14 protein-coding genes are annotated in these 11,455 nt (G+C 55.2%); all 14 read right to left on the bottom strand.

Translation table 11 applies throughout. The annotated features are described in order from the left end of the window. Positions 1–31 precede the first annotated feature (31 nt). The 14 genes from JWJ90_RS05580 to eutA all read right to left on the bottom strand — a co-directional run bounded on the left by JWJ90_RS05580 (position 32) and on the right by eutA (position 11,249). Positions 32–499: a cupin domain-containing protein gene (locus JWJ90_RS05580; RefSeq protein WP_205226213.1), complete on the bottom strand. Its 468-nt coding sequence runs from the start codon at positions 497–499 to the stop codon at positions 32–34. Continuing rightward, complete coding sequence (locus JWJ90_RS05575; protein ID WP_205226212.1) at positions 499–867, bottom strand: hypothetical protein; 369 nt, start codon at positions 865–867, stop codon at positions 499–501. The genes JWJ90_RS05580 and JWJ90_RS05575 overlap by 1 nt, the downstream gene beginning before the upstream one ends. An 18-nt stretch (positions 868–885) precedes the next feature. Next, positions 886–1,473, bottom strand: a complete 588-nt coding sequence (locus tag JWJ90_RS05570) for a BMC domain-containing protein (protein WP_205226211.1) — start codon at positions 1,471–1,473, stop codon at positions 886–888. 17 nt (positions 1,474–1,490) lie between these two features. Continuing rightward, positions 1,491–1,757 carry a EutN/CcmL family microcompartment protein gene (locus tag JWJ90_RS05565; RefSeq protein WP_205226210.1) on the bottom strand — a complete coding sequence of 89 codons (267 nt, stop codon included), beginning with the start codon at positions 1,755–1,757 and terminating at the stop codon, positions 1,491–1,493. A 384-nt stretch (positions 1,758–2,141) separates the two neighbouring features. After that, the gene (locus JWJ90_RS05560) at positions 2,142–2,759 is read right to left on the bottom strand and encodes a hypothetical protein (protein ID WP_205226209.1); all 618 of its coding nucleotides are present in this window, start codon (positions 2,757–2,759) and stop codon (positions 2,142–2,144) included. Further along, positions 2,737–3,441, bottom strand: coding sequence for a phosphate propanoyltransferase (gene pduL, locus JWJ90_RS05555; RefSeq protein WP_205226208.1), 705 nt, complete (start codon positions 3,439–3,441; stop codon positions 2,737–2,739). Before pduL ends, JWJ90_RS05560 begins: the two co-directional genes overlap by 23 nt. A gap of 7 nt (positions 3,442–3,448) precedes the next feature. Then, positions 3,449–4,231 carry a hypothetical protein gene (locus JWJ90_RS05550; RefSeq protein ID WP_205226207.1) on the bottom strand — a complete coding sequence of 261 codons (783 nt, stop codon included), beginning with the start codon at positions 4,229–4,231 and terminating at the stop codon, positions 3,449–3,451. 4 nt (positions 4,232–4,235) lie between these two features. Further along, positions 4,236–4,520: a BMC domain-containing protein gene (locus JWJ90_RS05545; protein ID WP_205226206.1), complete on the bottom strand. Its 285-nt coding sequence runs from the start codon at positions 4,518–4,520 to the stop codon at positions 4,236–4,238. Between the two features lie 69 nt (positions 4,521–4,589). Continuing rightward, positions 4,590–6,038, bottom strand: coding sequence for an acetaldehyde dehydrogenase (acetylating) (locus tag JWJ90_RS05540; RefSeq protein WP_205226205.1), 1,449 nt, complete (start codon positions 6,036–6,038; stop codon positions 4,590–4,592). A gap of 138 nt (positions 6,039–6,176) precedes the next feature. Further along, complete coding sequence (locus tag JWJ90_RS05535; protein WP_240194763.1) at positions 6,177–6,716, bottom strand: BMC domain-containing protein; 540 nt, start codon at positions 6,714–6,716, stop codon at positions 6,177–6,179. Beyond that, positions 6,706–7,359 (bottom strand): ethanolamine utilization microcompartment protein EutL, encoded by a 654-nt coding sequence (gene eutL, locus JWJ90_RS05530; RefSeq protein ID WP_205226204.1) that lies wholly within the window; start codon positions 7,357–7,359, stop codon positions 6,706–6,708. The genes JWJ90_RS05535 and eutL overlap by 11 nt, the downstream gene beginning before the upstream one ends. 9 nt (positions 7,360–7,368) lie before the next feature. Then, positions 7,369–8,289 (bottom strand): ethanolamine ammonia-lyase subunit EutC, encoded by a 921-nt coding sequence (eutC, locus tag JWJ90_RS05525; protein ID WP_205226203.1) that lies wholly within the window; start codon positions 8,287–8,289, stop codon positions 7,369–7,371. Positions 8,290–8,337: 48 nt separating this feature from the next. Beyond that, entirely contained in the window at positions 8,338–9,702 is a 1,365-nt protein-coding gene (locus tag JWJ90_RS05520) for an ethanolamine ammonia-lyase subunit EutB (RefSeq protein WP_205226202.1), read from the bottom strand. 107 nt (positions 9,703–9,809) lie between these two features. Then, positions 9,810–11,249: an ethanolamine ammonia-lyase reactivating factor EutA gene (eutA, locus tag JWJ90_RS05515; RefSeq protein WP_205226201.1), complete on the bottom strand. Its 1,440-nt coding sequence runs from the start codon at positions 11,247–11,249 to the stop codon at positions 9,810–9,812. Between the last annotated feature and the right edge of the window lie 206 nt (positions 11,250–11,455).

The following is an 11,455-nucleotide window of genomic DNA, read 5'->3' as shown; positions in this document are numbered from 1 at the left end:
TTAGCGCATGCTTAGGGCCAACCCAAACTTCCTACTGCTGCTCCTCCCAGTTGGCTGGATAGGTGACATAAATGAACTTTGCGTAGTCGGGGACGGAAAATTCAATGGGCGTATTCTTGGGAATCAGGACCAGCTCCCCCTTGTTGGCGGTAATGGTCTTGCCGTTGACCACAATGGACAGGCTGCCTTCAAGGACAATATCGATCTCATCGTAATTTAGGGTCCAGGCAAAGGTGGAACCATCCATCTCCATGACGCCGCAGCCAAGCCGTGGGCTCTCAGCAAGTGTGAAGACATCCTTTAAAAAAACCTTGTCCCCTGCCTTGCCGGTATCAAAGGGTTCGGGTTGCACTGAACCGACCTTGACCGCAGTCACACCGGAGAGCGGTTCTTTCTCGGTTTGGATAGCCGCCCCGCATGTTTGGCCAGGTGATTCAGCCAAGGTGGCAACCACGACCTCACGCACGATCTTTTCAATAAGAGCTTTATCAATCTGCATCAGACATTCTCCTTCTTTGCACCATCGACTTCCACCTGTAATCGGGCTAGGACCTCAAGCGTAATCCTTTGAATGGTCTGGGGATCTTCCAGGCTGTACTCTTTTTTCAGGAGGGTCACTATTTTCTGTACCAGGACACCATCGTTCAGGCATTCACCGCTTGGCGAAGGCTCTGACGAACTGTTTGCGGCGGGACAAGCGTTGGTTGGCTGTTCTGCTCGGGCTGCATAGCTCAAACGAAGACCGCGCCTGGAAAGCAGATCCTTGACCCCCGGCGTGAGGATCATTGTGGAATCGACAACGAAACTCTTTTGCCCCTCCTCGAGAAAGGACGAAATATTTTGGCTATTTATCAGTGTTTTTGCCATATTGTATGTTTTTCTCCATTAGAGTAATGGCGGCCCACTCGGCTGCATTCCCACCAGGCTCGCTACGGTTATCTCTTCGGGTCGGGCGATCACACTCTGGTCGACAAGCTGATTTCCCAGGGTCTGCGCTGCCAGGGCAACCGCCTCGTCAACCTGGGCAAGGGTGCCGGAAAAGACCATAAATGATTTGCCGTTAATCCCCTGGGCCACTGCAAGTCGGGCAAGCATGACATCCGCCCCCTTGAGGGCTTTGTCTGCCGCAGCGATTCCCGAGGCCGCCCGGCGACTCTCCACCACTCCCAGAGAGAACCCCGGTTCAGGGAACTGGCGATTCTGGAGGGCCTGGAGCAGTTCTGGGGCAATCCGGGGGAGAACAAACCAGTCAAGCAGACTCGCATCGGACGCAACGGCTGCTAAGGCTGCCTCAACGCTCGACTGCGCCCCTCCTATTCGAATCAAAAAACGTCCGGAGCAAATGGGCCCGGCCTTATAGAGCTCAACCTCTGCGGCCTTGAGCAGCAGATCGAGCAGGCGGGCACCTGCGGCGATGGTCTTGACTTCAACCAGCCCGAGGGTATCAAGCCCCTTACGTGTAAGCAGACTCACCGTTGAGTACCGGTCATTTAGGGTATGTCGACCTGATCGATAATGCCCACAATGGAGGCATCAACCGGAACCGCCCCCTTACCGAGGGCCTGACGTGCGGAGGAACCGGTGGTCACAAGCACGGTTTCCCCTATACCGGCCCCCACCTGATCGGCTGCAATGAGACAGGGCCGCTGTTCACCACTGACCGGATCAACAGGTTGCACCACCATGAGCTTGAGCCCGTTGAGACTCTCTTCTTTGCGGGTTGCCCAGACATTGCCCACGACATTGCCAACAATCATTGTTCAGCCTCCTCAGGCCGGTTTTGTGTATATGATTACCACTGACAATGAGCTGAAGGGCATCTTGCATAATTGCTTTTTCTGCCAATCTCGGCGTCACGCGAAAAATTTTATCCTCGGAATATCTTGTATATGCCTGCGGTAAAATTGTTCGCAATCCTTGATCTTGATTGAAAAATCTAATTATTCAAGACACCCTGAAGTACAAACAGACTCTTCCTCGCTGCTGCTTCTCAGATGGAACCGGCAAAGATTATCTATCATCCTTGCCCTGTCGCGGGCATGGCCCGTCTCCTACAGCCCCTCGGTTTTCCTCGAACTTGTAGGAGCGGGCCATGCCCGCGACAAATAGTGCAGCTACGGTTCAGTGGTCATTACATTGCTTCAAGTTCTATGAATCGTTACTTCCAGTGCCTTAGCTCTATCCTGCGCTAGCCCGGTGACGATGGCGCCTGGGGCGAGCTGAGCCACCTTCACCCCTTCGTGAGCCATCCGCTCCACATCATTCTCGGTGACCAGATGTCCCTGATGCATAATCTTTTCTCGAACCGCTGCCCTGCGGGTCACCAGGCCAAAGGCTTCAAGCTGCTTGCGCTGGCTGGCATAAAGTTGCCAGAGCGCATGGGGTGCCGTCTGCTCAAAGGCGGTATAGGCGAAGTCCACCACCTCAACCCGCTTACCTGAAAGCAGCAGGTTCAAAATCAACTGCCCCAGTTCATCGCTGGCCTTCCCCAGGGCCAGATCCATCATGGTATTGATGGAGAGCTGGGGGACAATGTATCCCTGATACTCTGCGAGCATCTGGCTCTGCCAGCACTCAGCCTGATCGTCGAGATAGCGTACTTCGGCCGCCGGGGGAAGAAGTCGGCTCATCTGCAACTCGTCGACATGCTGCTGTCTGGAAAGAATCAGATACCTCTCTTCAGCAGCATCCGCCGTGCCCCCGGTTACTTCCAAAAGCACGCGACGAACGATGCGCTCAATGGATTGGTTGTCCATCATGACACTGCTCCTGGGGTTTCGGCAGCACTATGGTACAGGTGGTACCGGGACCACAACCACAGCCATTTGCCTCATCGGCATCGATATGTAAGGCCAGTTTGAAACTCTCATGGACACGCACCAGGACATCGCGAAAGACCGCTGGCCGTTTTCCCCGCATGTGGACGGCAACAAATTCTTTATCCCTGACTCGCAGGCGGCTGGCATCTTCGGGTGACATATGTATATGCCGCCCCGCCACAATAACCCCCTGTTCCAGGGGGATAATTGTCTTTCCTGAGGAAAGCAGAATCCCCGGTGTTCCTGCGATATCGCCGGACTGACGGATGGGTACATCCAGCCCAAGTAGACGGGCATCGGTGAGCGAAATCTCCACCTGGGACTGCTCCCTTGAGGGGCCAAGGACCGCCACATTGTCCATCACGCCCTTGAGGCCAATCAGCCGAACCCGTTCCTTGCAGAGAAACTGCCCGGGCTGGGAGAGTTCCCGCAGCGGCGTCAGCGGTGCTCCGAAGAGCGCCACCACATCCGCCTGGGAAAGATGGACATGACGGGCAGATATCTCCACGGGGATAGGCATCTCCTCTCCCTGATTCTCCACCAGTTCCGGTTCTCCCTGGCGCAACTGGGACAAGGCTGCCAGGACCTGCTCTACTATCTGTTCTCGTTGAATCTCTTGCATTGCCCTCTCATTTATTTCTGGGTGGCTCTGGAGAGTAGTAATCGGCCTGTTCTCGAATCATGAGAATATAGATGGCCGAGCTCATTCGGTTCAGAGCCTGGAGAATGTCTGTTCTCCCGGTTGTAAATTCCTGCCTGAAAGCCGCAACCGCAGCGGTTTCCACCTCACGTACCCGACTGCGCAGATCATTGAGAGCAAGCAGCATCGGCCCCATGGAAACAGCAGGGGTGATATGGTCAACCCCATAGTGTTTCTGTGGATAATGCGAGTGTTGGCGCAGCTCATCGGGGCTGAGGGAAAAGATCGTCTGTTTTTCCAGAGGAAAATCGAGAACATCGACCTTCATAATCTGCCGACACCAGCCCAGCACCTCTTCAAGATCTGCACACAACCCGCCAAGTTTCTTTTCCAGTGCCAGCCCCTGCACCAGAAGAATGCAGGATTGGAGGCTATCGAGCTTCCCCCGAAAGACAATCCGGGGATGATCTTTGGCTATGAGTCTATTGCCGGAGAGATGGGTCATATACTCCGGCTTCTCCATAAACCCTCCCCCATCAAGGGCCGAGACATACCTGGCTTTCGGCTCCTCCACCGGCAATTCCGGTGAACTGACAGGTTGAGGCTCCGGCGGGGACGGCACCGAAGCCTCGGGGGAGATGATTTTGACCTGACGCTCGTGGAGGAAACTGGCAGCTGAAGGTGTCACTATCTGACCAGGCTCGGGCTGAAAATGGTTCAGCTCACCTCTCCTGAACAGCTCCCGCAGGACTGCTTCAGTGACCACCTTCATGGTTTCAGCCTTCCAGCTTCGGCAGAATCATTTCCACATCGCTGTGGGGTCTGGGGATAACATGCACAGAAACCAGCTCGCCAACGCGGTCGGCTGCTGCTGCACCTGCATCGGTTGCGGCCTTGACCGCGCCGACATCGCCACGAACAGTCACAGTCACCAGACCAGAGCCCACCTGGGTTCTGCCCATCAGGGTGACATTTGCAGCCTTAACCATGGCATCGGCCGCCTCAACTGCACCGATAAAACCTCTTGTTTCCACCATTCCTAATGCGTTCAGTGATGACATTGTGCTTCCTCTCTATGTATTGATGGCCGGATAGCGGCCGATTATGGGTTGGTTGAATGCTGATGTGTTTTATTTGTTCGCAAGCTGGGCCAGCACCAGCTCGGTAATCCGTTTCACTTCATCCTCCAGCTCCTGCTCTTGTGGGGCAGCGCAGGCAGAAGGAACGGCTGGGCAGTAGGCTCCGGTATCGTAGGCCAGATGCCGCAGATTCAACAGATGCATGGGGCCGACATTATCGGAGGTGGAGCTACCTCCCACGGTGCCGCAACCCAAGGTAAAGGAAGGCGGCAGATTGGTGCTGATGCCGACAGCTCCTTGGGTTGAGGGAGTGTTGACCAGCAGACGGGAGACCGGTTTTCTGAGGGCAAACTCACGAATAACAGCCTCATCCTGGGAGTGAAGAGCCAGGGAATGCCCGATACCACCGTTTTTGAGCAGGGCATGACAGAGCTCACAGGCATCCTCCCAGGTTTCGACCACATAAAAACCGATAAGCGCGGTCAGCTTCTCCTTGGAAAAGGGGTACTGGCGTCCCACGCCTTTTTCCCGATACGCCAGGACTTTGGTTCCTGCCGGAATCTCGATCTTGGCTAGATCTGCCAGATATTGGGCATCCCGGCCGACGATGGCGGGATTCATGCTGCCATCGGCACGCTCCATGATGGGCCGCACCCGAGCCACCTGCTCTTCAGTGAGGAAATAGCCGCCCTGACAGACAAACTCGCGGGCGACCTGGGCTTCAATCACGGCCTCGGTGACAATGGACTGCTCTGAGGCGCAAACGGTGCCATTATCAAAGGTCTTTGAAGCCATAATTTTGCTGATGGCCTCTTTGATATTGGCGCTGCGCTCGATAAAGGCAGGGACATTGCCCGCCCCCACACCCAGCGCCGGTGTTCCTGAGCTGTAGGCCGCCTTGACCATGGCCGGGCCGCCGGTGGCCAGGATAAGATCGGCCTGACGCATCAACTCACCGGTACCCTGAATGGTGGGGATGCTCATCATGTTCACCAGATCAGCCGGTGCGCCCTGTGCCTGCAGCGCCTCCTGAATGACCTCGATGGTTTTACTGATACAACGCAGGGCTGAAGGATGGGGGCTGATAACAATCGCGTTGCCCGCCTTCAGGGCTATCAGAGATTTATAAAGCGTGGTTGAGGTGGGGTTGGTCGAGGGGACCAGAGCCGCAACCACACCTGCAGGTGTGGCAATTTCAAGCATTTTCTTGGCAGGATCCTCATGGACGATGCCAATGGTTTTCATGGGCAGGATGTTGGCCAAGAGATCACGGGTGGCCAGGAGATTCTTTGCTCTCTTATCCTCCCATTTTCCAAAGCCGGTCTCCTCCACTGCCATCTTGGCCAGGGCTTCGGCATGCTTCATCCCGTTTTCGGCCACCGCCCTGATCAGGTCATCCACCTGCTCCTGGGAAAGCTGACTCAGGTAGGCCTGCGCTTCTCGCGCGCCTCGCACAAGCGAGCGGGCCTCCTGCAGGGAAAGTAAATCTTTATCCACCATTCGTTCCTCTTATTCGTTGCTTTAGCCCGGATTGCTCATCAGTTTCTGTTAAAATTTCGAGTAACGTTCTGTCGTTGCAGATGACTGCTTTCGTGTCGTCTTCTCAAATTGAGACAAAATGTTCATGAGAAATTCGGGTCAGGGCTTTTGGACAAAAGGTCGCAAAAGCTCTATCAATTCTTCTTTGCGGGCAAATTTGATCTTCTGCCGGGACAGGGAAAACCCATCAAACGATCTGGCCAGACGCCGCAAGCGGGTAACACTCATCGCCTGGAGATCAATGTCCTCCTCACCGTTTTGGGGAGCAGACATGGCTTCGGGAGCCTTTTCCTGCGGCTCCTCTTCAGCTGCATCCACAGGTGATGAAGCGATTAATGCAACCGGACAAACAATGCGGCCAAGCCCTTCACCGGTCCGGGCAATGGCCGTATGGGAATGCACCTCACCCAACCGGGCCGCCGCCACTCGAGCTGCGGCAACCGCCACCTGGACGGAAGAGACATCTCCAACTAGCTGGATACTGACTAGTCCACTACCGATGCATTCCAACCCAAGCAACCGGACATCGGCAGTTTTCAGGGCAGTATCCGCCGCCTCAATGGCAGGAGTCAGACCGATAGTTTCCACCAGGCCCAGGGCTGTATTCTCCAAGGGATTCATTGCATGCTCAGAGGCCATGTGGCCGCTCGGCAACGGCAAGAACCGCCTCGGCAAAGGCATCACAGGCCGCCTTGCAGGCAGACTGACTTCCGGTCAGCAGGCCACCGCCAAAGTTGGTCTCGGTGGGCGGACCGTAAAAGGTCACCATGCGCACGTCAGCTGCCTTCAACGCCGCATCCAGGGCAAAGACCGCCTCCAGGGGCGGGGCCACCAGGTAGGCCAGGGATTCACCTTCGGCGATTCCATTGGCCTCGGAGAGGTAGGTTCCGGTCCGGGAGATGCAATGGGCAAAGTAGGCGATGGAATCGTCCTCATTAGCCGAGTAAAAGCAAGCCTCGTTCTCCACATAATGGACAGCCGCGTCGATCCCCGCCCGCACCTCTGCTGGATCAGTCCCGGAAATAATCCCGATGAACTCACCCGCCAGCTTGGTGGAAGCATTGGCCGCTCCACCGTAAAACGATTTGGCATAGGCCACGTTGACCGCAGCTTTTTTGGTGGCCTCGTCAAGGGCGCTATAGCCCACATCATCACAGTCGGTGGTGAGAATGCCAACGGAGCGATGCCCCTGCGGCAACCCGAGTTCTTTAATCAGTGCCCTATCCGCGTTGGGAAGAATACGGATACTCAGCACATTGGCGCGCAGCGCGTCACCTTTCATAGCTCACTCCTAGAGTTTCAGGTTCAGGCCGGAAGCCTTTTGTTCAAGCATCTTTTTGACCACACCGGCGATATGAGCCCCGGCTTCCACTGCAGGCGTACCGCCCTTGTGAATGTTGGAGATCACGGTACGATTGGACTCGGGCTGGGCGGTGCTGGACTCGTAGGCCATGTAGCAGGACATGGACTCACCGGTGGCCAATCCGGGCCGCTCTCCGATCAAAAGAACCGTGATCTTAGGAGTGATCAATTCAGAGATCACATCCATGGAGGGCACCCGGCCATAGCGGAGGAAAAAAAGTGGGTTGGGTTCAATCCCCATCCCTTTGAGCCCCTGGACAAGTGCGCGGTAGGTATCCATGGCGTTGGTTTCCACGGCGGTGGAACTGAGGCCATCGGCGATATATATCTGGACCGTTGCGTTTTCGGGGCAGATTGCCTGCAGCTTTTTGCCCTGGTCTTCCGGCAGTTTTCTGCCTAAATCCGGGCGGGTGAGGAATTCATCCTTATCCCGGCAGCAGCTTTGAATGGTTTCCACACCGATGGAGGCGAGAAATTCATCGGAGACATCGGTGAAAACCGCATCCTGGGCCACAGCATGATCAGCCCGAAAGCGCAACAGCGAGCGGGTCAGGGGCCGGGGGCCACAGTGCCAGATGCCGAGTCTGGCAGGGGTGGTCTCTTTGAGTTTCAGATACATCTCCGGGTTATTTGCCCCAGGCACCAGCAACTCTTTTCTCAAATCGACCGCGGCCAGATCCTCCAGAAAGCTCTCTTCTTCCGGGGGCTGATTGTTCTGCGAGGCAGCGGTTGTGGCGGTCATCGTCTCTGCAGGAGCCATATGGCTCCCGCCCCCTACCCCCTCCGCTCCGGGGCTCAAGGTCTTGATGACCTCATCAATGATGGATTTTATCTGTTGTTCGGAAATCACTGTTCACTCCGTTCTTGGCTGCAGGGTGTTGCAGCAGCAGGTTAACATTTACCGGATAAAGGTAGAGGCGTCCCCGGCCAGCTGCCCCAGACGGCCGTTCTCCATAAAGCCCATTTTTTCAAGCCACTGCTCAAATTCTCTTACCGGATGAAGGCCTAAAAGTTGCCTGAGACTGGAGGCATCGTGATACCCGGTGCACTGGTAATTGAGCATGATGTCATCGCCCTGGGGGATCCCCATGAAATAGGTGCAGCCTGCTGTGGAAAGCAACATGGCCAGATTTTCGATGTCATTCTGGTCGGTTTTCATATGATTGGTGTAACAGGCGTCCACCCCCATGGGCAGACCGGTAAGCTTACCCATGAAATGATCTTCCAGCCCGGCCCGGGTAACCTGCTTGGCGTCATAGAGGTATTCGGGGCCGATAAAGCCAACTACGGTATTCACCAGAAAGGGTTGGAACTTTTTGGCAAATCCGTAACACCTGGCCTCCATGGTGACCTGGTCTACTCCGTGATGGGCGTCGGAGGAGAGTTCCGAGCCCTGGCCGGTCTCAAAGTAGAGCACGTTAGGTCCGGTGGAGGTACCTTCCCGCAAGACCAGATCGCGGGCCTCTGCCATGAGCGCTCCATCCAGGCCAAAAGCCTTGTTGCCTTTTTCGGAGCCAGCGATACTTTGAAAAATCAGATCGGCTGGCGCCCCCTGGCGTACAGCGTCCATCTGCGTGGTCACATGGGCGAGCACGCAAATCTGCGTGGGGATCTCGTAGGTTTCCTTGATCTCCTGAAACATACGCAGAACGGTTGCCACCGAATCTACACTGTCATTGACCGGGTTGAGACCGATCACCGCATCGCCCACACCGTAACTCAACCCCTCAAAGGTGGAGATACGGATGCCATCCGGATCATCGGTGGTATGGTTGGGCTGGAGACGAAATCCAAGGGTGCCCTTATGGCCGATGGTGGTGTTGCAGTGAGCCAACACTTCGATCTTGTTGGCAGCGTAGACCAGATCCAGGTTGGACATGAGCTTGGTCACGCCTGCGATCATCTCTGAGGTCAGTCCCCGGGAAACCCGGCCGATGGAGCGACAATCGGCCTGATCCGAGAGCAGCCACTCGCGAAACTCCGCCAGGGTCCAGTTCTTGATGCCCGCATAAATTTTTTCATTCACCTGATCCTGAATGATGCGGGTTACCTCGTCTTGTTCATAGGGAACAGCTGGATGATTACGCAGGTCAGCAAGGGTCAGGTTGCTTAAGACCTCCTTGGCCGCGATCATTTCGGTCAACGAGGATGCTGCCAGCCCCGCAAGTTGATCCCCGGATTTTTCTTCATTGGCCTTGGCCAGAACGTCATTCACGTCCTTGAAGGAATAGAGGGTGCCAAACAGTTTTGTTTTCAGTCGCATTATTGTGTCCTTAACCTTCCAAGTTGCAATTCTCCTGACCCAGTGAGATTCATCACTGCCTCAGTTTCATTGTTCAGTGGCCACCCGCCGTCACGGATTCAGGATTCTCAGTATCCCAAGGCCAGCGTCTTGACGATGACCGGTACAACATTTCCATGGGCGACCGGGGTACCGATATCGATATAGTCCCCCTGATTAACAGCGATCGCGTCAATACAGACAATCAGGCGAGTTGGGCCGGTAATCGCCTGAAGCGCCTGGCCCAAGGCTTTAGCCAGATCATTTTCCACGACCACAACCAAGGGGACTCCAGGCTCAAGCCGTGGCCCCATGGCCCGGATAATGGCCCCTGCTATTTCCTGGATTGCATCAAATCCAGGAGCCTTGGGACCTCGGAAAGCAAGTGCAGGAACCTGCTGCTCCTCTTCCAGGGCGAACCAATGCAGCTTCTTGCCAATGGCCTGCTCCCAATCCCAGTAGGGAAGCGCTTCCTCTTCTGCCGAGAATTTCAATACCGGCAGATTTTGTAGAGGAAGGGCCTGGCTGGCATAACTGATGGTGGAACCGGAGATGCTGGTGGTATGCGAACCAGCTCCAACCACCGTTGCCCGAATGGTCTGCTCTGCCTCCACAATCTGATACCGCTTGCCAATTGCTGATTGTGCCAGAGCTCGTCCCAGGTACACTCCCAGGTCCCCAAAGATGAGTGGATTTTCGTAGGGAGTGGAATTTTCCTGGTTCATACACTCAGCGACACCACCGGAAAAACTGATGTAATCGATTGCATAATCCAAAGAGAGCAACCTATCGGTGGCCATGATCCGGGTCAGTTCTGTAGCGGGCTCGCAACCAAGAACCTGTGCAAGAATTGTCGCCATGGCTTCAGCCAGCCCCTGCATCTGCTGTGTTGAAAGCGGTTGCATCTGACTCAACGACAGCCCCAGGTGTTGCGCCAGCTGCCCAACCTTGTGGGAAGAGTAACTTACGCATCCCTTCTCGTTGAATTTGACCAGACGTCCGCCGATATCCATGCAGCAGGTATCGATCACCTCACCGTTTTTAAACACCGCGATATTTGTGGTACCGCCACCAATGTCCAGATTGGCAACAACTGCTCCTCGCTCCCTGGACAGCGCATCGGCGTGAGCGCCTTTACCGGCGATAATCGACTCCAGTGCAGGTCCTGCGGTGGCCACAACAAACTCTCCGGCCAGACCGGACAGGGTCTTCAGCACCTCGCTGGCATTGGATTTTCGTGCGGTTTCGCCTGTGATAATTACCGCTCCGGTATCCACATGTTCAGGTGTCATGCCTGCTCTTTTGTATTCCGCCTCAACAATTGCGCGCACTGCTGGACTGTCGATCTCAGTAGCGCTCAAAAGGGGCGTCTGATGCACTTCACTGGTAAAGATCACCTCTTTGGCCATGATCTTGATCTGGGGAACCGAGACAAGGGAGGCCATATTTTTCAGAATCAATCGACTGAAGACCAACTGGGTGGTTGAGGTGCCTATATCGATGCCGACGCTTACAATGGTGTCTTCCATCGCTATCTTTCCTTCCCCGTTGTCATTACCGGGATCATGTCTGCGCATGGGCAAAGCAAAAAAAAAGCCTTAATTCAAAAGGGTAAAGTGCTCCCTTTCAAATTAAGGCTTCGTTGCCTGTGGAATGCTCTGTACGCCGTTGTACAAAGCAGATCGCTACTCTTATGGCTTACAATCCGTGCACCCATCTCTGCACGGATGCAGGT

This window comes from Desulfobulbus rhabdoformis (assembly GCF_016919065.1).
Classification (GTDB): domain Bacteria; phylum Desulfobacterota; class Desulfobulbia; order Desulfobulbales; family Desulfobulbaceae; genus Desulfobulbus; species Desulfobulbus rhabdoformis.
This window is presented reverse-complemented; position numbering and strand designations above follow the sequence as displayed.